The following is a 24,296-nucleotide window of genomic DNA, read 5'->3' on the forward strand; positions in this document are numbered from 1 at the left end:
ATGGTGACTTGCTGGAGGTTCACCCGCGGCGGCAGCGAGGCCAGGAAGCCGATGGTCTCGGCGACGTCCCGCCGGCGCCGGCCGGCCCGGCGACTCCCTGGCCTCGCTCGCGCCGCACAGCGACCTGCTTTTCGACCTCCCACCGGAGCGCCTGGTCACTGATGGGCCGTTGCGGTGAGGCGTCGCAGTGCGGCGTGGGCGGGTGGGCCCCAGGTGGGCTTGCCTCCGGGGTGGCCGTGGATACCGGCGTTTCCGATGTGGATGCCGGCGAGGGCGCGCAGCACCGCCCAGCCGCGAGCGCGGCGCAGGGTCGCGGCGTCCGGGCCTGGCTGATAGCCCTCGTGGAAGCGGTCAATGGCGCCGTCCGGCAGCAGGATCCAAGCGGCGGCGAGGTCGCAGGCCGGGTCGCCGGCGAAGAGGTCGCCGAAGTCGATCACGCCGGAGAAGGTGCCGTCCGTGGTCAGGATGTTGGCTGGATGCAGGTCGCCGTGCAGCCAGAGACTGGGGCCTGCCCAGTAGGGCGTGGCGGCGGCGTCTTCCCAGACCGCGCGGACGGCGTCCGGGTCGTGGATCAGCCCCAGTTCGATGGCCGAGGCGAGCTTTTGGGTGAAGTGTTCGGCGACGTCGGCCAGCGGTCCCCCGCGGTCTCGGCCTGCCGGCGCCCCCTTGGGAGCCGGGCGGTGGAGGGCGGTCAAGAAGGCGGCCAGGGTGACGGCCGCCTCCGCGGGGCGCGTTGCGGGGGCACGGTCGGCGGGCTCGCCCGGTACCCAGGTGGTGACGATCCACGGCCGGGGAAACCGTTCGGAGGGCTCACCAAGACGCTGCGGGACGGGGATCGGCAGAGGAAGGTGCGGGGCGAGGAGGGGCAGCCAGGCGTGCTCCTTGCGCAGCAGCGCGTCCGCGGACTGCGTCGCCCAGGGCAACCGGACGGCGAGGTCGTCGCCGAGCCGCCACACTTGGTTGTCCCAGCCCAGCGCTCCGAGCCTCAGGGGGCGATCAGCCAGGTCGGGGTGCTGCTCGCGCAGCAGATGCCGGATCAAGTCCTCGGTGATGTCCGTCTCGGTGGCTGTCATATGGAGCAACGGTAGTTGGGCAGCGGCCTGCCCGGGTGCCGGGCGGATCCGTGTCAGGGCAGCATGCCCTCGCGGGCATAAGGGCATCTGGGAGGGGACGCCGGTCATTACGTACCGCTCTTCCGCGCCGGTGTGATGTCGTCCGGCCGGACCGTGGTGGTGAGGATGGTCTTGCGGGTGTCGCATGTGCCGTGCTGGGTGGCCCGTTGGGGAACCTGGCCCGGGAATGGCCTTTCGGGGGGCGGGGGTTGGCGGCCTGAAGGAGCCGCACGGCAGTGGGTACGGCTCAGGGCAGCAGGCCTGTAGCACCTGGGTGGGCTGGCGATGGCGTCGGCCGTCTGGGCCTCACCAGATGCACACCACCACTCCAAAAAAATTGCCGTTTTGGAAAAGTTGCCAACTGGGCAAGCTTTGCTCTACGTTGCTCGTATGGCATCCGCAGACGAGGCTCACACCACCGGGCAGCCTGGACTCCGCGAACGTAAGAAGCGGCAGACCCGGGTCGCGCTGAGCCAGGCAGCGATCCGGCTCTGCGTGCTGCGCGGCTGGGCCGATGTGACGATCGAACAGATCGCCGCCGAAGCCGATGTCTCCGTCCGCACCTTCCGTAACTACTTCACCGGCAAGGCCGAGGCGATCGCCGCCAGCCACCTGGAGCGGATGCTCCGGGTCGCCGACGACCTGCTTGCCCGCCCGGCCGGCGAACCGCTGTGGGACTCGCTGCGCCACGCTGTCCTGGGCCAGTTCGTACCGCCGGAGGGCTCCGCGCCGCAGAACGAGCGCTGGCGCGAGGGGGTGCGGCTGATGCTGGCCGAACCCGCGCTGGCCGGTGAGATCGTCAAGGCCAACGCGGCGGCGCAGCAGGAGCTGGCCAAAGCCGTCGCGCGGCGCACCGGCACCGACGCCGAACGCGACATCTACCCGAAGCTGGTCGCGGCCGCGGTCGCGGCCGGCAGCGCGGTGGCGGTCGAGCACAGTCTGCGCGCCGACGAACCTGTGCCGCTCGGCGCGGCCTTGGCCCAGGTCTTCGAGCAACTCGCCGCCGGTCTGTCCGTCCCGTAGCGAGGCGGTGGCCCATTGGCTTCCGGTGCCGTCCCTTCCGTTCGCATCAAGGAGATCCGACCGTGATAGCCGACGTGATCATTGTGGGAGGCGGCCCGAACGGGCTGATGCTGGCCTGCGAACTGAGCCTGGCCGGCATCCGCCCGATCGTGCTGGAGCAGCTCCTCCAGCCGAGCACGGAGCCTAAGGCCAACGGCCTGCTGGGGCAGGTGGTGCGCATGGTCGACCACCGCGGCCTTTATGAGCCGCTCGGTGGCAGTCCCACGCCCCCGCTGCCGAACTCCGCCTATTTCATGTTCGCCGCCATGGGCCTCAACCTCGGTTTGCTGGAGGCCAGTCCGGTCTTCGGCCTGGCGGTCCCGCAGCACCGTATCGTCGAGGTCCTGGAGGAGCGCGCCCGCGCTCTCGGCGCCGACCTGCGGCGCGGTCACCGGGTCAGTGCCATCACCCAGGGCGAGGACGCCGTCACCCTGGAGGTCAGCGGGCCCGACGGCGATCAGCGGCTCCGCGCCCGCTATGTGGTCGGCGCGGACGGCGCGCACAGCGTGATCCGCAAGCTTTCCGGGATCGCCTTTCCCGGTGTCAGCTACGACCGCCGCACCAACCGCTCTGCCCACGCCACCGTCCCGGCCGAGTGGCTTGACCCGGTCGGCGGCGCCCTGACGATTCCCGGCCATGGGCCGGTCCTGCCCTTCCTGCCCCACCGAACCGACCAGGGCGGCTTCTCCTACGCGCCGTTCCCCGGCCAGCCGCCGCTGGTCAGCACCACCGAGTGGGACCAGCCGGCCACGCACGAGCCGATGACCCTGGCCGAGATGCGAGCAAGTATCCGGCGGGTCCTCGGAGTTGACCTGCCACTCGGCCCGCCGGACGGAGCGGGCCCGCATGTGCTGCGACGGCTGACCGGCGGCAACACCCGGGTCGCCGACCGGTTCCGCGACCGCCGGGTCTTCCTGGTCGGCGACGCCGCCCATGTCCATGCCTCCGGCGGCGGCCCCGGGCTGAACCTCGGTCTGCAGGACGCCGTCAACCTCGGCTGGAAGCTCGCCGCCGCGCTGCGTGACACCGCCCCGCCGGGCCTGCTCGACACCTATGACACCGAGCGCCGGCAGGCCGCCCGCCGCATGGTGCTCAACGCCGAGGCGCAGTCCGCGCTCACCGCACCAGGGAGCGATACCACCGCCCTGCGCGAACTCTTCACCGAGCTGCTCGACCACAAGCAGGTCGTCCAGCACCTCGCCGACCTCACCGCGGGCACCGATGTCCGCTACGACATGGGCATCACCGACCCCCACCCCGCGGTCGGCTACTTCGCACCGGAGCTGGAGCTGATCACCGGGACGGGGAAGACCCGGCTCGCCGAACTCGCCAGGAACGCCCGGCCGTTGCTCATCGACCTGACCGAGGACCATTCGGTGGCAGCGGCGTTGACGGGGGCGCGGGACGCCCTCGACCTGGTCGTCGCGCGGGGCGGCCCGGCCGGCCTCACCGGTCTGCTGATCCGCCCCGACGGCTATGTGGCCTGGGCCTGCCGCTCGCCGCGCCCAGATGTGGCCGAGCTGGCCGGCCTGCGGGCGGCCATCCAACGCTGGTTCACGGCCTGAGCAGCGGCTGCGCCGGTCGGTGGTGACCGGTCGGTGGTGGCTGCGGTGCGCAGTTACCACCGCGATCTGGTCGAGGCCCTTGACCTGGTCGCGGCCGGCAAGGTCCGCCCGATCATGGAGACCTACCCTCTGGACCGCGTCCACGAGGCATTCGCCCGCGTGGAGTCCGGCAAGGTCCGCTTCCGCGCCGTTCTCCGGATCCCGCAGGACTGAGCCAACCGGTCGCCGGTGCCGCCGACGCACAAGGCCGGCGGTATGCGGCTGACTACGGTGCTCCTTCCCGTCCACCGGTGGGGCGAGCGGCGGCAGACCTCGGCCCGCAGGTGGTCCCAAGTCCCGGGCCGAGCTGTCCGGTTAGGCGGCGCCGGTGGTCTGCTGGCCGGTGGCGCTGTCCTTCAGCCACTTGTCCCAGCCGAGGGTGAAGGCGGCGTAACCATTGTCCGCGGGGGTGTTTCCGCGCGGGGATCCCTTGATGGTGACGGGGTCGCCCAGGTGGACGTTGTTGTAGTACCACTGCGCGTCGTCCTCGGACAGGTGGATGCAGCCGTGTGACCCCTCGCCATGGCCCGGGTGGGGGTGCTGGTTGGAGAAGTGGACATAGGTGCCCGAGTTGGTGAGCTGGACGTCCCAGGGCAGGGTCGTGTCATAGAAGTTGGGGTTGCCTTTGTCGCAGGTGATGCCGACGCTGCACGAGGTCATATGCACCCAGCGCTGCCTGTCCATCACCGCCATGGTGCCGTCCCAGGAGGGGAACTCCTCACTGCCCGCGTCCATCGGCATGCTGCGCACCTCCTTGCCGTTCTGGGTGATCTTCATCTTGTGGTCCGGCACGGACACCGTGGTCTCGAAGTCGGCTCCAATGGTGAAGCTGTGCCGGTAGGCGCGGGTGCCATAGCGGCCGTTGCCGTCCCCCACGCCGTCCAGGTCGGCGTTGACCGTCACCTTGGTCCCCGACGGCCAGTAGTCCTTCGGCCGCCAGTCGACCCGGGTGTAGTGGCCGTCGTCGTCGCGGAACCAGTGCCATGCGCCGACGACCGGGGTGGAGGCGGTCACCTTCAGGTGCCGCTCGACCTCGGCCCGGGCGGAGGAGGCCACCGGCTTGGTGAACTCGACCGAGATGGGCATGGCCACTCCGACGGTGCCGCTGTCGGGGCTGATTGTCTCCAGCTTCATGGGCGGCCCGGACGGGTGCGTCGGTGACGGCTTGGCGCCGGCCGTGCCGGCTTTCGACGACGACTTCTCGTCCGAGGCCGCCGACTTCTTCCCGCCGCACGCGCTGGTTCCCGCCAGCACCGCACCGGCCAGCAGTGCGATTCCGATGTCCCGTGTTATCCGACCCATTGCCTCTGTGCCCCCCTGCTCGCAACGAAGATCACTTGTTGATCTTCCTCAGACACTCCGGCCCGGCCGGATTGGTTGCATGAGATCGGTAAATCATTGGCCAATGCTTGGGTGGGGTGTGACTTCCTGATGCTGAAGAACCCCGGTCGAGAAGGAGTGCGATGTCCCCGAGCAAGGTCGTCGCGATCGCCGCCGTGACGCCTGGGATCACGCTGTCGTCCATCGCGACGCAGGCCGCCGACGCGCCAACGGCGCGGCCCGTGGCCGCCGTTCACCACCCGGTCACCGAGTCCCCGGGCAGGCCGCAGTCGGCCTTGACAGTGAACGAAGATACTTCTGGGGTCCGGCCGACACGGCGGGCGGCTGCGGCGGCCCTGTGCGACGTGCGAATCGGGGCAGAGGGCCGCCATGCCGCGTCCTGTCGCGCAGCACCCCGACTGTATGACCGCTCACCGCGGTGGGCACTCGGACGACTTGGTGCCGGGCAAGCCATCCGGGGCGGGCCTGATCAGGAAGCGTGCTTGACCGCGCGGATGTTGGTCAGGCGGATGTCCGGGGCGGCAGCCAGCAGTTCCGGGCCGGCCTCGGCAAGCGCCGCCGGGATGCGGCCGTTGAGATGGGCCTGGCGCGCGTCCTCGTCGGCGAAGGCATCGAAGATGCCGAAGGTCGCGCTGTCGACCTGGAACGCGTACCAGACTCGGGTGCCGGGTTCGTCCTCGACGATGGCGCGGCCGGCGTCCAGGAAGGCGGCCAGCTCCGCCTCCTTACCCGGCTTGGCGGTCAGGAGGGCGAGGACTCCGAGCTTCAGTGTCATGACGGGATCTCCATGGTGAGGTGTGAAGCCGCGATACCGTCGGTGGCTTCGCAGCGGGCCGGAGAGCGGAATTCCGGTCTGGGTAAGACGTTACGAGCACGGCCGATCCGCCACGAGTGGCGGAAACGACGTTTCCAGTACCGTTTGCGACATGCGGATTGTGATGGCGGCCGTCGATGGCGTTTTCGACTCGGGACTTTCGGCGATCTTGGACGTGCTCGGCGCGGCGAACTGGCTGAGCGCGCGGGACGGCGGCGCGCCGCCATTCCCGGTGACCGTGGTCGGCGCGGGGCCGCAGGTCCGCACCGGGAACGGGCTGAGCCTGGCGACCATTCCGGTCGGGGAACTCGCCCACGGGACGGACCTGTTGCTGATGCCGGCGGTGGGCTTCCAATCCCCGGACCGGGTGGTCGCAGCGGTCCGCGAGCCCGCCAACGCATGGCTGCTCGACCTCGCCGCCGCCTCCGCCGCCTCCGGAACCCCACTGGCCGCCGCGTGCAGCGGAGCCTTCTTCCTGGCCGAGTCGGGAACCCTCGAACAGCGGCGCGCGACGACGAGCTGGTGGCTGGGCCCCGCCTTTCGTGCGCGGTACCCCGGTGTTGTGGTGGAGGACTCACGGACGCTGATCCAGGACGGCCCGGTCACCACCGCGGGTGCGGCCTTTGCCCACATCGACCTGGCGCTGTGGGTGGTGCAGCGGCACAGCCCCGCCCTCGCCGACCTTGTCGCCCGGTACCTGCTGATCGGTGACCGTCCCTCACAGGCCGCTTTCGCGCTCCCCACCCAACTGGCCCAGGCGGACCCGCTGTTGGCCTCCTTTGAGCGGTGGGCTCGAACACACCTGGCCGATCCGCCCCCGCTGGCCGAGGCCGCCCGCACCCTCGGCGTGAGCCAGCGCACGCTGCAGCGCACCGCGCGGACCGTCCTCGGCAGGTCACCCCTGGAGTTCATCCAGGACATCCGACTGGACGAGGCGACCTTCCTGTTGCGCACCACCACGCTCAGCGCCGAGACGATCGCCGGCCGGGTCGGCTACCGCAACGTCAGTACCCTGCGGGAACTCGTACGGCGGCGGCGCGGCTCGTCCCTCGAGACGCTGCGCCACGACGGAGGTGCGGATGCCGCTGCGCGGTGCACGTCATCGTCCTAGGCGCTTTGGACGGAACCTGCGGCAGACCGAGCATTCGCGTCGACCGACCAGCCGGTCGGAGTGGTCTTGCCGATGACGGTGCGGGACTCCGGGAGGCGATGGGTCCTCCGGAGGCCGGCGGCGTTGACCGGCTTGTCAGTGATGCGGTGCATGATCAGCGCATGTACCTGGGATCTGCCGAAGAGCTGAGCGACCACGCTCACCGATACCTGCCCGCCGCTGCCGCCGAACAGTGGCTGGGACTGCTGCGCCCTGCCGCGCAGTTGACCCGTCCTGCGGAGGGTGAGCCGGTGGCCGCCCAACTCGGCGGTCTGCCCCGACTGCCGCAGGACATGGACTGGCCGGTGTGGGAGGGGCACGGCCCGCTGTCCTTTATTGCCTCGGTGGACTGCGCCGCGCTTCCGTCCCTGGACATACCCCTGCCCAAGGACGGCACCCTGTCCTTCTTCTACTTCGACGGCCAGGCCGATGGCTACCAGGCCGGCGTCAGTATCCATGCACCGGACACCTGGGGCGGGGCCCGGGTATTCCACGTACCGGCTACCATCCCCGTCACAGAACGGTCGGCACCCCGGGAGTTGAAGCCCTTCCCGGCTGTCCCCCTGGCCATTCGGTTGCGGTCGGTCGGTCCGGATGAGTACCACCCGCGCATGTATGACTGCGAAGAACTCCCCGTCGACACCGAGGAATTCTGGGAGGAGATGGCGGAAGTGGGGGAGGGGAGTGGCCACCGTATCGGTGGCTACCCGGATCCGGTACAGGATGCCGTCGAGTTCGACGCGGCACGGGCCACCTCCGGCCCAAACGCGAATCTTGTGGCAGAGGCGCGCCAATGGGTGCTGCTCGCCCAGTTCGACAGCGATGACGAGGCCGGGATGATGTGGGGCGACTGCGGCTCCCTTTACTGGGTCATACGAAGGGAAGACCTCGCTCAGGGACGCTTTGACAGGGCACTGTTCGAGTGGCAGTCAAGCTGAGAGAGGCTCCAGCGCACAGCGCAACCCAGCTGCCAAGGGTGAGCCCGGCCGGCGGTCGCCGCGTATCCGCCGTACGCCGAATACCAGGAGAAGACCCACCGCGTGATCCCGGTCTTCGTACCCGAACTCGAGCATCTGGCCGGGCCGGCGAAGGCCCCGGCGCCGACGAGGAACTGAGCTTCGGACCCCACTCGCTCGGCCCGGCAAGGCGCCGCGCGACTGGGGACAGGAGCCTGGCGCCGGCCTGGACAGGCTCAGCTGGCCTTGTTCCCGGAATGCGAACCTGCCCCTCTGATCATGGACCCCATGCTAGGAAGGGAGGGATACGTCCTGGACTCCCGCGATCTGCGCATCGCCGAGGATATCCGGCGCATCACCGAAGGCCGGGGCGTGGACGTGGTGCTCAACTCGCCGGCCGGCGAGGCGATTCCAGGAAGGCTCGGACATGACCGTGCAGATGAAGCAGAAGATCACGACCTTCTTGTGGTTCGAGGACCAGGCCGAGGAGGCGGCGGAGTTCTATGTCTCCGTCTTCGGCGGCGACTCCCGCATCGTGGACAAGACCCTCTACGCCGAGGGCGGCCCCGGCAAGCCCGGCACGGTCATGACCCTGGTCTTCGAGCTGGCGGGCCAGCAGTTCATCGCCCTCAACGGCGGAGATCAGGGCTTCACCTTCAATGAGGCGGTCTCCCTCTCGGTGGACTGCGACGGCCAGGAAGAGGTCGACCGGCTGTGGTCGGCCCTCACCAGGGACGGCGGCCAAGAGGGCCCGTGCTCCTGGCTGAAGGACAAGTACGGCCTGTCCTGGCAGATCGTCCCGCGCCAGTTGCATGAGATCCTCGGCGGCCCCGACAAGCAGGGAGCCGCCCGCGCACTGCAGGCCATGCTCGGCATGAAGAAGATCGACGTGCAGGGGCTGCGGTCCGCCTACGAAGGAGGGTGAGCCAGCCGGTCAGGATGCCGACGGTCTCGTCTCGAGCGGCTGCGCCGAGTTGAACCGGCACCGTGCCGGATGTGCGGAGCCGCTCGGTGTGCGCCCTTGTGCCTCCCACGAGCCCCGGCGCGGGCGCCCCATGCTCCGCGCGGGCGCGATAGGTTCCAGGCCGGGCGGTCGATGCGCTGCGCGGTACGGCCGTACCGGTCAGTTGAGAGCTCACCACCGACGGAGGCGGATATGCCGGCAACGCCCCAGCAGCCCTACGGCACCGTGGTCAGCCCCACCGGAGTCAATGAACGCCAGTTCCCCAGTACCGACTCCGCCGTCGTCGGCCACCTCCCGCACAACGCCGAGGTGGCTCTGCGCTGCAAGGTGCGGGCGCAGAACGTCGACGGCAACGACATCTGGTATCTGCTGCGGGAGCGCCAGGTGTGGGTGGCGGCCCGTTTTGTGCGTAACACCGGGGAGGTGCCCTACTGCGGTGACGTCTCGGCCGACTCCGGCGAGCCCTCCGCGGACAGCGCCGGCTGACCCATCGGCTCCCGGCCGCCAAGGCGCGCACCCCTGTGGTGCGCGCCGGTACAAGTATCAAGGGTGGCGATCGTCGTGGTCTTCCCAACGGCGGCCTTGGCCGCGACGAGTGATATGCCGCCCCAAGGCCAGAGGAGGCGGGGGCAGTTCCCGCCTCCTCCAGCGCTCTCGTTGATGCGTCAATCGCCGGTAGGTGCCGCTACCTCGGCCGGGACGGCTTGCACCTGAGTCGGCGACCCACCCGCGCCGAGCGGTACCCAGGCGAACCGGGCTTCCGACGAACCGCTCCATCGCGCGTGCCCCACGCCAAAGGTCTGTCCCTTCTTGACCGCGATCGTTCCCGACTGCTCGCCGGCCGCCCGCAGGTTTCCATAGGCCGTAGACCCGTTGCCCCAGGTGTATGCGGTCGCGTGTCCTGAGGTGTTGCTCTTCACACTGACCGTCGCGATGACGAAGCCTGCTGTGGGCGCCCTGTAGTTCCATTGGCCGGTGCTCGTGGTCGTGAAGAACTCCGTTCCCTGCTTGATGAGATCGGCCGTTCCATCGACGATCACGTTCTGCATCCGCACGGTCTGGGTGTTGCTGTCGGCCACCAGTGTGCCGTCGACATCCAGCTTGTGCCCTGATGTGAACTTGACGTTCGTACCAACGTTGATGCCGGACTTCGCCGAAGTGATATCGCCGTCGATCCTGATTCCCTGGTCGGCCAGGATCTGACCGGTCGCGTTCAGCGCGCCGTCGACCTTTGTGGTCCCCCCAGTGGACTTCACGCTGTTGTTCGCCCAGAGAACGCCGCTCGCGACCAGTTCCTTTCCATCGGCCACGGACACCTTGTGGTGGAACGTCGTCTCGCCCGCGCTACTCGTCGTCAGGCTTCCATTGGCCTGAATGGCCCCGCTCACCGTCAGACTTGCCAGCGTCTGATCCGTGACACAGACCGTCAGGTGATCCCACCTGGTCACAAACCCACCGTCCGGCGTCGGTGTCACGGTCTTCAGGGCGAACGAGGTGTCCCGCACCAAGCGCCCGGCCGGTACCGGGTAGGCGCTTCCGCCCGCGATGGACGAGTCCGTGACGCGCTCCCCGTCCATATACAACTCGTGGTTGTCGCCGCGCAGATGGTGCCACCCCAGCCGTACCGCCGCCTCTGCCGCGATACGGGTGGCCGGTGGCCCGCCGACTCCCACCGTCGCCTCCAGCGCCCGTCCGATCCCGGGCGAGGGATCCGCCCCGCTCCGGAACGGGAACTTGGCGACCTCCAGCGCTCCGGTATGGGGCGTGGGCGGAATCTGATCGCCCGTGGTGGCCCACTCCTCGATGCCGATCCGGGACACCCCGGTCTTGTTGCTGATTGCGATGTTCTTGAGGGTGATGTAGAGCCCGTCGACGGTCACTTCGCTCGCTCCGCCCCTGGGCTCGACGCTGAACCGCACCCGCGCCGAATCTCCCGTGGTGTCGCCCGCCGCCGGGAACACCGCCGTCTCGGCCGTCGGTACGGCGAGCAGGACGTCCGGCTGTGGGCCGACGATCGTCCAGCCCGACTCGGGCTCGACATAGGGTGCGATGCCCTCGCCGGTGAGAGCCAGGTCCTGGGCGAGGGTGCCCACGGGCAGCACAATCGCGATCTTGCTGCAACGCACGGGGGTACTGCCGCTGTTGGAGATGACGAGATCGATGGAGCCGTAGGCGAGTTCGTCCTCGTTTCCGGGGCCGCTCTTGGGCGGGCTGACGGTGAGCGGGGTGGGGACGGTCGTCAGGGCGTAGCTGAGCACACAGTCGCTCATCGGCGGTCTCCTTCGGTCTCATCGGCGTGGTTCGGACGTAGCGTCAGACGACCCGTGCGCAGGGCGGGGGCGGGGTGTGGGTGCCGGGGCTCGCCGTCGGAGGCGTAGGTGGCGGCCGCGCTCCAGGTGCCGGCGGACTCGTTCTGCACCCAGGTCCAGCTGCCGAACCGGTCGGAGGGGCGCGGTAGTACGAGCGCCGGGGGTTCGTCCGCACGTACCGTCGCCGGGTCCGGTACATACTCGCCGACCGGCAGAGGGCCGAGCCGGAAGGACACCGGAAGTTCGGCCAGCGGCGGTTCCACGAGCCGGGCGGGCAGCCGGACTTCGGCGGACGGCAGGACGTCGGTGGTCGCGTGCACGGTGCCGCGCGGATCGGCGAGCAGGGTCAGGAACGCGGCGTCCCGGTCGTCCGGGTCGCTGCCCGGCACCCGGGCCGGCAGTTTGAGGGAGGCGCCCGTCCCGATCGGGTCGAAGTACTCCCGTGCCTCGTCGGGGAGTTCGTCCGCCCCCAGGACGGTGTGCAGGAGCCGGTAGTCCGTGGCGTGGTGTGCGCCGTGGAAGTAGCCCACGAGCCCGTCCGTCAGCTCATTGCGTTCACCGAGCCGTACCGGCCAGCGGTAGCCCGGGTATGCGGGGGCCGCCGGGTCGCGGAGATTCGCCCAGGACGGGTCGTGGTACGGCGGCCCGTCGAGGTCGATTCCGAACCGGACCCGCATCAGGGCCAGCGGCCGGCCGACGAGCACGCTCGGGGTGTGCGGGGGCGCGGCCTCGCCGATCGGGGCGGTCATGGACAGGGTGCGGTCGATGACGGTCAGCAGGGAGCGGAGCGCCGCCGGCCCCCGGTCCTCGGCGACCAGCGCGGTCAGAAAGCCGTGCAGGTGCGGATACTCCGTGCGCAGCTCGTCGATGGTGCGGTACGGGGAGTACGGCAGTGCGTGCCAGGTCACCTGGGGGCGGCCGTTGGGCGGCAGGGTGGTGCGCAGCTCGCCGAGCGGGGCGCCGTCGGGCCCGTAGGCGTACAGGGCCCGGTCGAGATGGCCGGGGACCAGCCAGGCGGAGACCGGGCTCGCGTCCGGGTCGCCCGCGGTGCTGATCGGTTTGAGATCGTCGCGGGCGTCGAGGAGGGTGAAGCCCGCCCGTGCGGGCTGGGTCAGCCGGGGCGTGAGCTGGGTGAAGCGATACCAGGTGGCCGGGTTGATGGTCCAGTGCCCCTGGCGGGGGTCGTCCGGGTCCTTCCAGGACGGGGTGAGTTCCTCGGGGAGTTCCGGTGCGAAGCGGCGCGCCGGCACGCCGACGCCGATGACGTCGCCGGGCTCGTTGCCGGGTGCGAACCGCAGGGCGACCGGGTCCGGGAAGATCGCGGGCAGGGCGTGTCCAAAGCGGTCGATGACGGCGAGCCGGGCGAACGCGAACTGCCCGGCCCGCAGCGGCTGGTAGAGACTGGCGTTCCAGCCGGTGAACGGGCGGGGCAGGGCGCCCGGGTTGGGCGGCAGGGTGCGGCCGGTGGCTTCGGTGAGGGCGGTGCGCAGGTCCGGCGGCAGCTCGGAGTGCGGGTTGAGGGTGGCGGGCGTGGCGGTCCGGGCGGTGAGTTGTTCGGTGAAGCCCGCCATGGGCTGGGAGAACCAGTCGGCGTCCGCCTCGATCTGCCGGGCGAGTGCGCGCAGTGCGGCGGCGCCCGGTCCCGGGTGGGTGCGGGCGTACTGCCGTAGCGCGGCGGCCGCGGTGTCGGACGCGGTGGGGGCGAGGAACTGGCGGCCGCTGAGGGTGAGGGGGACGGAGTGGGCACCGGTGCCGAGCCAGTGGTATCCGGTGCCGTCGAAGCTCCAGTTGTCGCGGCCGGCCGCGCCGCCGTCCGGGTCGCCCTGCCACTCGATGGGGAAGTAGTCGACCTTCCACTCGAAGAACAGGGGCTGCCAGGGCTGCCGCCACTGCGCGGTGTACGCCCCCGGTTTGCCGATGGCGTTGGCGCGCGGGTCGCGCATGGCTTCGGCGAGTGCTGCCACTTCCTCGAAGCCGGTGGTGCGGGCGAGCGTGGGGGCGTTGCAGGAGCCGAGGTGGAACAGTTCGCGCAGCAGCGCGGTGAGTACGCCCGAAAGCCCTTCGGGGGAGGGGACGTTGGGTGGTTTCGGGGTCTGTGCCTGGGTCGCGGAGACCGTGGTCCCGGTCACCCGCACGCCGGTGATCAGCGTGTCCGGCCAGCGGCAGGCGAGCGGCGGGTCCTCGTCCTGTTCGTCGTCCTCGTAGGTGCCCGAGGACACCGTGTACGGGTCGGCAAGGGCCTGGTGTTCGGGGTCCGGCGGAATGGGCCGGTCCTTGGTTCCCTTGATGACCACGACGGGGTCGTTGGGGCGGTGGTGGTCGGGCAGGACGGCGCGTTTGAGGACGACCTCGTCCTCCGGGAGGCCGTGGTCCCGCTGGTACTGGGCGATGCCGGCGGCGAGTTGGCCGGGTGTGTCGCCCCAGGGGATCGCGGCGCGCAGCCTGGTCACCTCGCCGCGCTGGTCCTGCGCCGCCCTGGTCGCGGCCGATACCCGTTCGGCGAGGTCAGTGCGGTACTTGCCGGGCGGCTCGCCCGGTGCGTCCGGCACCTTGGGCAGGTTGGCCGCCCACCACAGGTCGTACAGGCGGCGCTGGGCGGCGATGAGGTCCTGTACACCGGTGTCGTGCGCGGCCTGGTCCTGATTGAGCCGGGCCAGGACCTGGGCGTGGGCCCCGCGGACGGAGCGGGGCCGGCGGCGGCGCGTGAGCCGCGGCGTCCCGGGCTGCTCCACCTCCTCCAGCACCCAGGTGTAGCCGGCCGGTGTCGGGGTGAACCACGAGGCGTGCAGGGCGCGTTCGGCCCGGAACTGGCCGTCGGGTTCCTCAAGGAGGTCCAGCACGCCGGAATGCACGGCCGACAGCAGCGCGGCCAGCTCGGGCGGCGAGCCGGCCCTGCGGGCCGCGTACTCCTTGATGGCCTTGGTCGCGTGCTCGGTGTTGTTGCCCACGGCGACGGTGACATAGTCGGGCCGGTCGGAGGCGGGCATACCGCTGCCCCGGCGCTGCCACCGCACATCCAGGGCGGTGCCATGGCAGACCGTCCGGGCGGTGTCGGGCACGGTGCCGGTGGCCTTCCAGCGGAGGGCGGCGAGGCGTTCGGCGAGGTCGCCGGTGAGGGGGTCGGCGGCCGGGTCGCCGTACCAGCCCGCGACCAGGTAGTTGAGCTGGTAGGCGGTGTCCGGATCGAGGTCGTCCATCCGGTCGTGCACGGAGAACACATCGGTGTTGTAGGGCTGGTAGGCGGCGAAGGCCGGCAGTCCGGGGCCGACGGCGGTCAGGAACGGGCCGCCCGGTGTGCCGGGTTCGGTCCAGGCCCCGTCGGCCAGGCTGATACGCCGGCCGATGCGGGTGAGGCGGCCGTCCCGGTCCATATAGGTGCTGGAGCCGTGCGCCGGGTCCAGATGATCGCTCTCCACGATCCAGCCGGTGTCGGTGCGTGCCCCGGTCGCGGCGGCGACGGCCTGGCGGACGACGAGCCAGCGATTGGGGACGAGCGGGAAGACCGGGACGCCGTCGCCCTGTTCGTCCACGCCATGGGTGAGGGCCTGGGGCAACTGCCAGTGCAGATAGACGCCTTCGCGGTCGGGGTCGGCGTTGAAGGCCGTATCGGTGTTGGAGAACGCCGGGGGTTCGGGCGACAGACTGAGCCGGGTCAGCGCGTAGTTGGCCTGCCAGCGCTGGAAGACCTCGGCAGAGCGGACGCGTTCATTGACGGTGAGGGCTTCGATCTGCATCGGCACGACAAGTGGCTGGGGGCCCGATGCTGCAGAGGGTGGCGTCACGGCGCTGGTCTGCCCTTCCTTGGGATGGTTCGCGGTCATCGGGCCGTCGTACGGGTGATGAGCTGGCGACGGGGCGCGTTGACGAGCTGGACGGCGAGCCCGGCGGGGCCGAACCCGGTGGCGGCCTGCTGGCCGAGTTCGGCGAGCCGGCCGGCGAGTTTGCGCAGCAGCCCGTCCATGGCGGCGGGCCGCAGATCGAGGACGGCTCGCCGCCCGCCGGGGTCGGGACGCAGATAGGCGTCGAGTCCATCGGTGCCGGCGGGGAAGGGAAAGGCCTGGCCGTCGATCTGCCGGGCCACCGGGGCATCGACCCGCCGCAGGTCGATGACGCGCTTGCGGTCAAGGCTGATGTCGATGCCGAAGGACAGGCCCTCGGGCGGCTCGGCCAGCTCGACCTCGTCGGGTACCTGCTCGAAGAGGACGAGCAGCACATCCGGGCCGAGGACGTCCTGCCGCAGAATCGCGATGGGGGCACGGGCATCGCCGTGCCCTCGGTACGGGCGGACGAGCAGCCCCGGGCACTCGTGCACCAGCGCGGACCGGATGAGCACGCCCGCGCGGGGAGTCGGACCCTCGTCGCCGGTCCGTGCCCAGGGTGCGGCGATCCGGGCGAGGGCCGCGTCGCTCTCCCCGGTGATGGCGATGCCCGCCGCGCCGGACACCAGCGCGGTGAGCCATCCGGCGTCCACATAGAACAGCCGCAGCGACTCGGCGGGCAGGGCGTGCTCGTCGGGCACCAGATCGGCGAAGGGGAGGTTGTACAGCAGCCGCAGCCGCTGCAGCCACTCGCTGACCGGGGCGGTGGCATCGGCGAGTTGCGCGGCCAGGGCGGTGCGCAGCGCCTCCGGCGGATCGGCCAGCAGCGCGGCGGTACGGGCGGCCCGTGCCGTTCCGCGCCGCCCGGCCGTGGGGGTGCGGCGGAAGGGCTCGGGCTCGGGTGCGTGGCGGGCCTCGGCAGGGTGGGTACCGGCGCGCAGGAGCCGGGCGGCGGCGCCGTTGGCGGCCAGCTCCTCCAGGAGAGTGCCGAAGGGGCGGGGGGCCAGGGCTCGGGGGGTGCGTGGACCGCCGGCAATGGGCCCGCCCTGCGGTCCGCCCGTTCCCGCTGTTGCCGCCACCTCCAGACCCACCGCCGCCAGCCGCTGGGCCAGTACCGCCGCCCGGGTACGGGCCTTGAGGTGCCAGGCGGTCAGCATCGCGGCGAAGTCCGCGTCCGCCAGAGCCAGGGCGCGGCCGAGCGTCCAGGCGGCGCCCCAGCCCGCGTCGAACAGACCCCACGCCTTGTCGTAGGTCATCAGCTGTGCCGCGCTGGTCCAGTCGAATCCGGACGGGGTCGTCGGCAGCGGCTGCGCCGGCTCGGCCGTGAACGGCCCCCGGTACCAGGCATAGCCGCGCTCGCCGGTCTCCAGACCATAGGCCAGCGGCACCCGGCCCGAGGCCAGCCGGGCGCGGGCCACGGCATAGGCGGCGGGGTCGGTACCGGACGGCGGTTCGGCCGGGGGCGTGGGGACATGCAGCAGCAGATCGAGTTCCTTGCCGTCCTCGTCGAAGAGGAAGTGCCGCACCCGGCCCGGGAAGCCGCCGCCGGGTGCCGGGTTGCTGGTGAAGGACCAACTGTGCAGCGCGGCAAGGCGGATGCGCACCTCGGCGGTGAGCTGCCCGGCGTCCGCGTCGGCGAGGATGGACCGGCAGCCCTCCAGGGCGACCAGGTGGGCGGCATAGCGGAGTTGGTGCTCGCGGTCGGGCAGCCGGTTGGCGAGGACGACCGCATAGGCGCCGGCGGCGAGCTGTTCGCCGCGCAGCCCGGTGTCCGTCCGGACGTCGCGGACATGGATCAGGTGCCGGAGTTCATCCGTGCGCGGGACGACCGTGGCGAAGACATCGCCGGGGATCTCCACGGTGTGGCAGAGCGCGCTGGGGTCGCCCTCGATATGGCGGACTTTCGGATGCCGGATTCCAGCGGAGTCGGCGGTGAGTTCCTCGGCGGTCATGGGCACGGTCAGGCCGATGGATTCGGGGTCGTCGGGCAGCTCGCCCGGGGCGAACAGCAGCAGGGCGAGCCAGGGTTCGGCCGGTGCGTCCTGTTTGGCCTCCGGTTCGTCCAGGCGCCGCATCCACGGCAGCAGCGGATCGGGGAGGGTGATATGCGCCAGGGTCGTGGAGTAGTCGGAGCGGGCCTCGGGCGCCGGATTGACGGCGTGCACCTGCTCGTCGGCGAGCGCGAACTGCGGGGCGCGGACCTCGAAGGTCTCGCAGACGGGTTTGAGATAGCCGGCGGTGTCCCCGACCACACCGGGCAGCGTCTGAGTGGCCCTGATCCGGTAGAGCCCGGCGTCGATGGCGGGTTCGCGGTTGTCCTGGAAGCGCAGGACGAAGCCGGGGTCGGAGGCCGGCGGGATGGCGCGGCGCTGGTCCGTCATCGGGCGGCCCCTTCGGAGGCGGTGGTGTCGAACACGGTGTAGAGGGCCGCGGAGGCGACGGTCCCGGGCGGCAGCCGCCAGTGGCCGGTGGCCACCGGCACGTTGTCCTGGATCTCGGCCACCGTGACGGTCGCGTCATCGCAGGCGATGAACGCACGGGCGGCGTCCGGGGTGAAGGTGATGGACAACGGGAGTGCGCCGAGGGGGAGTTCACCGAGGAGGGTGCCGCCGTTGACCACGGATACGGCGGCGCCGTGCAGGACCCAGGCGCGGCCGGCGGGATCGAGGGCGAGGGAGCGGGGGTCGGCGCCGACGGCGACGGAGTGTTCGGCGATGGTGATGGGAGGTGAGCCGGGACGCTCATAAAGCGTGACCACCTGTCCGGTGTCGCCGGCCTTCCGCAACACCACCGCCCGGCGGGCCGAGTTGGTGAGCATGGCCAGCGCGGTGCCGCCCGCCGGGAAGTTGTAGGGGGTGTACGAGACGCCGGGCGTCGGCACCGGCATCACCTGGACCTGGCCATTGCTGCCCGCCGCCGCGCCGTGGACATACACCCGGTCCGGTTGCCCTGGGGTGACGAAGGTGGGTGTCGCGGGCCCGTACACCGTGCCGAGTTTGGTGCCGGCCGAGGTGTCGTAACTGAGGGTCTTGCTGGCGTCGTTGGCGTTGACATACAGCCGTCCCGCCTCGGCGTCCACCGCGATGCCGCCGAAGGACTGCACATCCTGCTGGTCAACGTCGGTATGGACGGGCTCGGTTGCCCCGGTGAGGTCGATGGACGCGGCCGCGATGCGTGCCGCCCGTGCCACCACCGCCCGGGAGCCGTCCCGCTTGACCATGAGCACCGTCGGCCGCCCGGCCAGCTGGAGGCCGGTGTACGGCGGGTGTACCTGCTGGGCGATGACGGCGATGGCCGAGAGCTGCCGGGGATCGGCACCGGCCGCGTACAGCATCGCCCCGTCCGCCGAGGGCACCGCCAGGTAGGGACCGGGCTGCCCGACCGGGACCCGGCCGACGACGGCCGCCGTCTCCGGGTCCAGGGACAGGAGTGTGCCGGTGGTGTCGTCGAGCACCAGGACGACCGGGCCGGGTGCGGGCGGCACATGGTCCTCGGTGAGCAGCAGCGGATCCGCGTCCAGTCCGGCGGTACGAGCCAGCTCGGCGTAGTCGCCCACGGTGCCGTTGGGCAGCGGGATCCCGGGGCAGAGACCGGCGAGGACACCGTGCATCCGGGTACGGGCCGAGCCGGCCGCCAGATTGGCGATCTGGTCGGCGAGCACGCCCACGCCCGCACCGAGCGGATCGGCGAAGGCGACGGGTGAGCCGGTGGGGGGTGCGCCGGGGTCGAGGGGCAGGGTGGCGTCGGGGTTCAGCTTCTCCCAGGCGAGGTCGCCTTCGGCGATCGGGCCGAGGTCCTGGCCATTGACCCGGGGTCCGGGGACGGTGACGCGCAGGCCGGTGAGGTGGTCCAGGAGCGGGGCCTGGCCCAGGGTGTCCTTCTGGGGAACGTCGGGGTCGCCCCAGAGGGCGAAGGGCACCTCGCCATGCTCGGTGTCGACCCGCCACTTGCCTTCGTTGGGCAGCGCACGCCAGGAGGCGAGCTGCCGGCGGCGGGTGTTGCTGTACTCGACGGTGAGGTGCAGCAGTCCGTCGATGCCCTTCTGCTTCATGGGCCGGATGTCGACGGTGCTCTCGCCCTCCGGGTCCCGCTCGTTGAAGCGCACCTTCGCCGTGGGCACCACGGTGGAGACGGCGAAGGAGAAACCCGACGGGTCGGCGAGCCAAGGCTCCGTACCGGCCTTGATCCGGGCGGCCCGCAGGGCGGGGTCGGCGTCGGAGTCGGTGAGCAGTCCAAGGAGCGGATGCGCGGTGAGCGGAGCCTCCGGCGGCAGGAGCTGGGCGCGGAACTCGTCCCAGGTGAGCGCGTCCGGACCGGACAGCGAGGCGCCGAACTTGACCGTGACCTTGATAAACACGAACTTGGCGGTGACCGTGCCACCGGTGGGCGGACCCCAGAGGTCGAGGGAGGCACCGATCTCGCCGCTGAGGGTAAACAGCAGCTTGACGCGGGCACCGACGCGAATGGAGATCCCGGCGCGGAAGTGCAGGGGCGCCCACTGGATGAGCAGATGGGCCTGAGCGGTCAGCCAGGCCTCGACATTCCCCGCCTTGTAGCGCACATCCAGTGAGCCGCCCGCCATCACGGCGTTGGGGGTGAGCGCGAAGTAGGCGCCGCCGCTGACGGTGACGGCCGAGCCGACGGACCAGGTGAAGCCGAGACGGGGGACGATCGGGTAGTGCTGGGGGACCGGCTTGTAGTCGGGGTGGTAGCCGCCGACGGTGAGTACGAAGTCCCCGGCGTGCGAACTCGGCCCGAACCAGGAGTAGAAGGCGAAACCGCCGGTGAGCACGCAGGAGGGGTCGATGACATAGGAGTCCACCAGCTGGGCGCTGGCGGCGAGTTCGCCGCGTGCCGACTGGTAGACCACCCGCAGGTCGACGCCGATGCGCGCGTACTTCTTGGCGCCTTTCTGGGGGAAACTCGCGTTGGCGCGGCCGATGAGGGCGAGGGTGAGGGAGTTACCGGCCTCCACCAGCAGCAGGACGCGGGCCTGTACGAACTCAAAGGAAGTGAAGTCGATGCCGCCGGCCAGCCAGATCTGCCCCTCGGCGGGGCTCACCCAGGGATTGGCCCCGCCGGTGAGCAGGGGAAGCGTGGCGAGCGGATCGTCGGGCAGCTCGCCGTCCAGCCCGGAGACCAGCGGGAACTGGGCGATCTCGGTCTGCTCGGGGACACGGACGCTGCTGTTGTAGCCGAAGCCCAGGGCGAAGCCGGTGACACGGAACGGGGGCGGGCCGCCAAAGGTCCCCTTGAGCCGGCCGAAGGCGAAGAACGAGGTCATGCCGTCGCTGCGCCGGTGGTACGCGCCGAGCACCAGCGCCCCGAACCTCGGCATCTCCACGATGAGCAGGCCCTCGACCAGGATGGTGTAACCCTCGGGCGGCGGCTGGCGGTTGACCAGGGCACCCGCGATATGGAGCGGATCGCGGCGCAGGTCGAGGGCGAGCCCCTGGAGGAGAGGTGCGGCGCTCATAGTGTCGAGGTCAAGGGCGATGCCGAGGCCGATGACGCCCAGGGTGAACCCGGAGGCACCCATGCTGGCATCGAACATCACCAGCACCTTGCCGGAGTCAAAGCCGGCACCGATGCGTTGCAGATGCAGGGGGCCGAAGGAGCGGCCGATATCGACCCAGGCGGCGGACTCCGGACCGCCACCGCTTCGGTCCCGCACCGCGAGTTGCTGCTGCCCGCCCCCGCCGAAGGAAAGAGCCAGCGGGTCCTGGGCCTGGCCCGCGATCTCATAGGGGAGGGTGAGCAAGGCGCCCTTGGGCAGGCCGGATCCGGAGTCGGGCAGCTTGCCGCCGGTCCAGCCGACGGCATCGAGGTCGGCGTTGACCTGCTGCACCTGGGCGGCGCTCAACGCATTGCCGGTGACCAGGAATTGGATGCCGGTGATGCCGACGTCCACGCTCGCCGGGATCTGATCGCCGACCAGCGGGAGCTGGGACAGCTTGGTGGGCTTCAGGTCGGAGATGTTCGCGGCGACCAGAAGGACCAGGGAGCGTGGGGTGCCGGGTACGGACGCGGCGACGATGCCGCCGCCGGCCTCGGTCGTCGCGGCCAGCAGCAGCCGCCCGGCGGTGGTGTCATAGCGCAGGCCGACGGAGGTCAGGGTGGGCAGCAGCCCGGTCGGGACCCCGGCGGGGACCGACAGCCCCAGTGCGCCGGCGAGTTCGCGGGAGGTGATGCCCGGGGTGCCGGTCCAGCGGGCGGTGAGGACACGTCCGGTGGGGTCGCCGGCATAGTCGACGGCGAAATCCAGCACGCGCTCGGTGTCGTCGTCGAGCGGGACGGTGAGCCGTACCAGCCCGGTGACCTTGGTGTGCTCGGGCGTGTGGTCGACGGTGACGGTGAGGGAGACGGGAGTCTCGCCGACGGTGAGGGTGGTGGTACAGGCGAAGACGAAGTGTCCATGGGTGTCGAAGGCGATGGACAACTCTTCGATGGCCAGATCCCGCAGAGCCTCGGGCACATCGATCCCCAAGTGCCCCATGACGGCTGCCGGTTGCAGGCCGACCGCATGCGCGGTGAATGCCCAGCCGTCGGTGGACGACCAGGTCCCGGCGACGTCCAGGACCCCTTCGTCCAGCTGCCAGCGCGCCGCGATCCCGGCGAGGGTGACCCCGGCCTGGTGCGAGACGGTGAGCACGACCTGGCTGAGCTCAATACCGGGGACGACCTGCCAGACCTCGGTGAGTGCGAGGTCGAGTCCATAGCCCCGGTTGCCGGCGTCGGAGGCGAGTTCGGCCCAGAGGGTGAGTTCGCTGACGGTGAGGGAGGTGGGGACGGGGATACCGGGGAAGCGGTCCTGGAGGAGCCGGCCGACATTGACGGGGGCGCTGAGGGTGCCGGTCAGCGAGCGGTCCGGAAGGCGGATCTCGACGTCGACGCCGATGTCGTCGGCCAGTTGGACATGACCGCCCAGGGTGGCCCGCAGCCGGGGGGAGGTGAAGGGATGCTGCACCGTGAAGTCGGAGTGGAGGCCGGAGACGGTAAGTCCGTCCAGCGGTTCCCAGGCTCGGTCCAGGCCGACGCTCAGCCAGACGGACAGCAGCCGGTCCGCGTCGGACGTTCGCGCGGAGCCGTTGCCCGTCGCATAACCGATCCCCAGGCCGGTGAGCGCCAGGCCGCTGCCCGGGGCGAAATCCGGGGGCAGATCGAAGCCGCCGGCGCCGACCGAGGCGAAGGAGCCCAGGTCGTCCAGCGAGCTGAGCGGCACCGGCACAAAGCGGGCCCCGAGCCGCCAGATGGTGCCCGTCTTCGGCGGGTACCCCCAGAGATACGGTTTGCGGGCCGCTTGCGCGTTGGGGAAGTCGAGTTCGGCGCCCACCCCGACGACCGCCTCCGGCTCGTCGTTCAGCCCGGTCTCAACGCCGAGGACCAGATGGAGCACGCCGAGCCCGAACCGTTCCAACGGGACCAGCGCGTCGCGAAGTTGCTTGGGCAGGTCCGGGGCGCCGGACGGCAGGGCCGCATCGATCCGCAGGCCCGCCACGGTACGGCCGGCGTCGTCGGCCAGGAACCGCACGGACGTAGCGGCATCGGTGCCGCTCGCCAGGGCGACGGTACCGGCGGCGGTGAGCCGGGTCACGTCGATGTCCGCCTCGCGCACATGCAGCACACCATTCGCCAGGTATTCGGTGAACAGCCCGGCGGAGGGCTCGAGTTCCAGGAATTCCGGTGGGACGGTCAGCTCCCGCTGCTCCTTCGCGGCCTGCAGGGTCGCGCGCAGCGTCTCGACGGACAGCGCCATCGCAGGTCTCCTACTCGTACCAGAGGTCGTAAGTGCCGGCGCCCGCGCGGTCGATCCACATATGCCAGTCGACCCCGGTCCACTCGCCCCCGGTCGCGGGGGTCGGTTCTCCTGCGAGGGTGCTGAAGATGCCGCGTCCGCTGGCGTCATGGAAGCGGAACGGCCAGGGAAGCACATTGGGAGGCACATCGTCCTGGTAGCCGTAGCCCCACTGCCTGCGGCCGGTGACCTTGGGGGCGGGGATGCCCTGTGCGGTACGGACCGCCTCCCACTCGATCAGCATGCGGCGGTTGACATTGCTCTCGGTGCAGGTGCCGGACCTGCCACGGAAGGCAAGGGGGCCGGTGCTGAGGAACAGCCCGTCGGGGGTGGTGTGCTCCAGCCATTGCTTACAGGTGGAGGTCTTGCTGCCATGGTGGCCGACCTTGAGCCAGAGGTTCTTCTCCCGGCGGCACCAACGGTCCGGAAAGGTGGGGTTGTTGTCGATGTCGATCAGCACCTCCTCGTTCTCCTTGAGGGCGTCGGCCATCAACAGCACCTTCTGCCGCGCCCCTGCGCTGTTGCGTACACCCACCAGCGCGAACACCAGGCTGCTGAGATTGGCGAGCGTCTCCTTGGGGGCGCTCTGATAGGCGCTGGTGCCGGAGAGCAGGAAGGCGCCACCGTCGAGCAGATAGAGGTTGGGAGCCGCCGGATTCTCCGGGAACAGGGGCTCCGGGTCCGGCTGAGTCGGCTTCATCAAGGGCGGGTTGACCACATGATGGCCGCCAGGACTGGTCAGCGTGGCGGGCCTGGTGAGGAGCTTCTCCATGAAGGGGTCCCTGCTCTGCCCCTCCCTGTAGTCGCTCGGCATCAGCGCGTACCAGACATTGTTGACCGTGTAGCGCAGCTTGCCGCTGGAGTCGAGCAGCACATGCTTGAGCAGGTTGAAGTGGTCCTGATCGGGATGGCTGACCAGCAGGTAGTCCAGGATCCCGGGGTTCTCCAGGTTCTGCAGATAGCCGTCGATCTTCTGCTTGAGATGCGCGATCATACGGTCCTTGGCCGTGCCCGTCGGTGTCACACCGGCCGCGGGCCGGGGAGCCACCGCCTTGGTCGAACCGCAGTCCAGCAGGACCGCCGCATGCGCCTTCGCCGCCCCCGGACGGGAGAACGTCATCAGCGTGCAGTCGCCCTGCCCCACATTGAAGAACACCATCTTGACCGGCATGTCGTCCCCTCGATGGCGTTGACCCGTCATGGACCGGTGCACACACGCGGAAGACGGTCCCCGCCTGCGCGGTCACCGTGCCATCCCACCGCACGAAGGGCGGGCTATGACAGCGGACTTCCGCCAATGGCGTGTTCTCCTGCAAAGCTGTCCTGATGCCAGCCAAAGGGCTGGCAGTCCATCAACTATGACCACATGCG

15 protein-coding genes and 1 pseudogene are annotated in these 24,296 nt (G+C 70.5%); 8 read left to right on the forward strand and 8 right to left on the reverse strand.

Features of this window, described 5'->3' with window-relative positions; translation table 11 throughout:
* Positions 1–155: 155 nt before the first annotated feature.
* A complete protein-coding gene (locus ACIHFE_RS30975; RefSeq protein ID WP_400111853.1) occupies positions 156–1,073 on the reverse strand; it encodes an aminoglycoside phosphotransferase family protein in 918 nt (305 codons plus the stop codon).
* Between the two features lie 429 nt (positions 1,074–1,502).
* Here ACIHFE_RS30975 and ACIHFE_RS30980 point away from each other — a divergent pair, with 429 nt between their 5' ends.
* From ACIHFE_RS30980 to ACIHFE_RS30990, 3 genes are all read left to right on the forward strand, one after another.
* A complete protein-coding gene (locus ACIHFE_RS30980; protein ID WP_400111855.1) occupies positions 1,503–2,135 on the forward strand; it encodes a TetR family transcriptional regulator in 633 nt (210 codons plus the stop codon).
* Positions 2,136–2,197: 62 nt separating this feature from the next.
* Positions 2,198–3,739: an FAD-dependent monooxygenase gene (locus ACIHFE_RS30985; RefSeq protein ID WP_400111857.1), complete on the forward strand. Its 1,542-nt coding sequence runs from the start codon at positions 2,198–2,200 to the stop codon at positions 3,737–3,739.
* Positions 3,740–3,784: 45 nt separating this feature from the next.
* Positions 3,785–3,952 carry a zinc-binding dehydrogenase gene (locus ACIHFE_RS30990; RefSeq protein ID WP_400111859.1) on the forward strand — a complete coding sequence of 56 codons (168 nt, stop codon included), beginning with the start codon at positions 3,785–3,787 and terminating at the stop codon, positions 3,950–3,952.
* 141 nt (positions 3,953–4,093) lie between these two features.
* Here the strand turns inward: ACIHFE_RS30990 and ACIHFE_RS30995 are convergent, their stop codons facing one another.
* Entirely contained in the window at positions 4,094–5,080 is a 987-nt protein-coding gene (locus tag ACIHFE_RS30995; RefSeq protein WP_400111861.1) for an Ig-like domain-containing protein, read from the reverse strand.
* A 508-nt stretch (positions 5,081–5,588) separates the two neighbouring features.
* Positions 5,589–5,894 (reverse strand): putative quinol monooxygenase, encoded by a 306-nt coding sequence (locus ACIHFE_RS31000; RefSeq protein WP_400111862.1) that lies wholly within the window; start codon positions 5,892–5,894, stop codon positions 5,589–5,591.
* Positions 5,895–6,045: 151 nt separating this feature from the next.
* Here ACIHFE_RS31000 and ACIHFE_RS31005 point away from each other — a divergent pair, with 151 nt between their 5' ends.
* The 5 genes and pseudogenes from ACIHFE_RS31005 to ACIHFE_RS31025 all read left to right on the forward strand — a co-directional run bounded on the left by ACIHFE_RS31005 (position 6,046) and on the right by ACIHFE_RS31025 (position 9,489).
* Positions 6,046–7,044 (forward strand): GlxA family transcriptional regulator, encoded by a 999-nt coding sequence (locus ACIHFE_RS31005; RefSeq protein WP_400111864.1) that lies wholly within the window; start codon positions 6,046–6,048, stop codon positions 7,042–7,044.
* Positions 7,045–7,205: 161 nt separating this feature from the next.
* Positions 7,206–8,021 (forward strand): YwqG family protein, encoded by an 816-nt coding sequence (locus ACIHFE_RS31010; protein ID WP_400111866.1) that lies wholly within the window; start codon positions 7,206–7,208, stop codon positions 8,019–8,021.
* 51 nt (positions 8,022–8,072) lie between these two features.
* A pseudogene (locus ACIHFE_RS31015) lies at positions 8,073–8,198 on the forward strand (nitroreductase family deazaflavin-dependent oxidoreductase); the annotation flags it as partial.
* A 268-nt stretch (positions 8,199–8,466) separates the two neighbouring features.
* Positions 8,467–8,964 carry a VOC family protein gene (locus tag ACIHFE_RS31020; RefSeq protein WP_400111868.1) on the forward strand — a complete coding sequence of 166 codons (498 nt, stop codon included), beginning with the start codon at positions 8,467–8,469 and terminating at the stop codon, positions 8,962–8,964.
* Positions 8,965–9,195: 231 nt separating this feature from the next.
* A complete protein-coding gene (locus tag ACIHFE_RS31025) occupies positions 9,196–9,489 on the forward strand; it encodes an SH3 domain-containing protein (protein ID WP_400111870.1) in 294 nt (97 codons plus the stop codon).
* Between the two features lie 179 nt (positions 9,490–9,668).
* Here the strand turns inward: ACIHFE_RS31025 and ACIHFE_RS31030 are convergent, their stop codons facing one another.
* The 5 genes from ACIHFE_RS31030 to ACIHFE_RS31050 all read right to left on the reverse strand — a co-directional run bounded on the left by ACIHFE_RS31030 (position 9,669) and on the right by ACIHFE_RS31050 (position 24,096).
* Positions 9,669–11,273, reverse strand: a complete 1,605-nt coding sequence (locus ACIHFE_RS31030) for a hypothetical protein (RefSeq protein ID WP_400111872.1) — start codon at positions 11,271–11,273, stop codon at positions 9,669–9,671.
* A complete protein-coding gene (locus ACIHFE_RS31035; protein ID WP_400111874.1) occupies positions 11,270–15,052 on the reverse strand; it encodes a hypothetical protein in 3,783 nt (1,260 codons plus the stop codon). Before ACIHFE_RS31035 ends, ACIHFE_RS31030 begins: the two co-directional genes overlap by 4 nt.
* 77 nt (positions 15,053–15,129) lie before the next feature.
* Positions 15,130–17,511 (reverse strand): hypothetical protein, encoded by a 2,382-nt coding sequence (locus ACIHFE_RS31040; protein ID WP_400111875.1) that lies wholly within the window; start codon positions 17,509–17,511, stop codon positions 15,130–15,132.
* Positions 17,508–22,886: a DUF6603 domain-containing protein gene (locus ACIHFE_RS31045; protein WP_400111877.1), complete on the reverse strand. Its 5,379-nt coding sequence runs from the start codon at positions 22,884–22,886 to the stop codon at positions 17,508–17,510. The genes ACIHFE_RS31040 and ACIHFE_RS31045 overlap by 4 nt, the downstream gene beginning before the upstream one ends.
* Positions 22,887–22,896: 10 nt before the next feature.
* Positions 22,897–24,096: a hypothetical protein gene (locus ACIHFE_RS31050; protein ID WP_400111879.1), complete on the reverse strand. Its 1,200-nt coding sequence runs from the start codon at positions 24,094–24,096 to the stop codon at positions 22,897–22,899.
* Between the last annotated feature and the right edge of the window lie 200 nt (positions 24,097–24,296).

The organism is Streptomyces sp. NPDC052396, from assembly GCF_044593195.1.
In the GTDB taxonomy this organism is placed as follows: Bacteria; Actinomycetota; Actinomycetes; order Streptomycetales; family Streptomycetaceae; genus Streptomyces.

Excerpts from the sequence above, each read along its gene's own strand:
- ACIHFE_RS31040 (WP_400111875.1), bottom strand. The coding sequence starts at position 17,511 with ATGACGGACCAGCGCCGCGCCATCCCGCCGGCCTCCGACCCCGGCTTC.
- ACIHFE_RS30980 (WP_400111855.1), top strand. The coding sequence starts at position 1,503 with ATGGCATCCGCAGACGAGGCTCACACCACCGGGCAGCCTGGACTCCGC.
- ACIHFE_RS31005 (WP_400111864.1), top strand. The coding sequence starts at position 6,046 with ATGCGGATTGTGATGGCGGCCGTCGATGGCGTTTTCGACTCGGGACTT.
- ACIHFE_RS31050 (WP_400111879.1), bottom strand. The coding sequence starts at position 24,096 with ATGCCGGTCAAGATGGTGTTCTTCAATGTGGGGCAGGGCGACTGCACG.
- ACIHFE_RS31010 (WP_400111866.1), top strand. The coding sequence starts at position 7,206 with ATGTACCTGGGATCTGCCGAAGAGCTGAGCGACCACGCTCACCGATAC.
- ACIHFE_RS31020 (WP_400111868.1), top strand. The coding sequence starts at position 8,467 with ATGACCGTGCAGATGAAGCAGAAGATCACGACCTTCTTGTGGTTCGAG.
- ACIHFE_RS31045 (WP_400111877.1), bottom strand. The coding sequence starts at position 22,886 with ATGGCGCTGTCCGTCGAGACGCTGCGCGCGACCCTGCAGGCCGCGAAG.
- ACIHFE_RS31025 (WP_400111870.1), top strand. The coding sequence starts at position 9,196 with ATGCCGGCAACGCCCCAGCAGCCCTACGGCACCGTGGTCAGCCCCACC.
- ACIHFE_RS30975 (WP_400111853.1), bottom strand. The coding sequence starts at position 1,073 with ATGACAGCCACCGAGACGGACATCACCGAGGACTTGATCCGGCATCTG.
- ACIHFE_RS30995 (WP_400111861.1), bottom strand. The coding sequence starts at position 5,080 with ATGGGTCGGATAACACGGGACATCGGAATCGCACTGCTGGCCGGTGCG.
- ACIHFE_RS31030 (WP_400111872.1), bottom strand. The coding sequence starts at position 11,273 with ATGAGCGACTGTGTGCTCAGCTACGCCCTGACGACCGTCCCCACCCCG.
- ACIHFE_RS31000 (WP_400111862.1), bottom strand. The coding sequence starts at position 5,894 with ATGACACTGAAGCTCGGAGTCCTCGCCCTCCTGACCGCCAAGCCGGGT.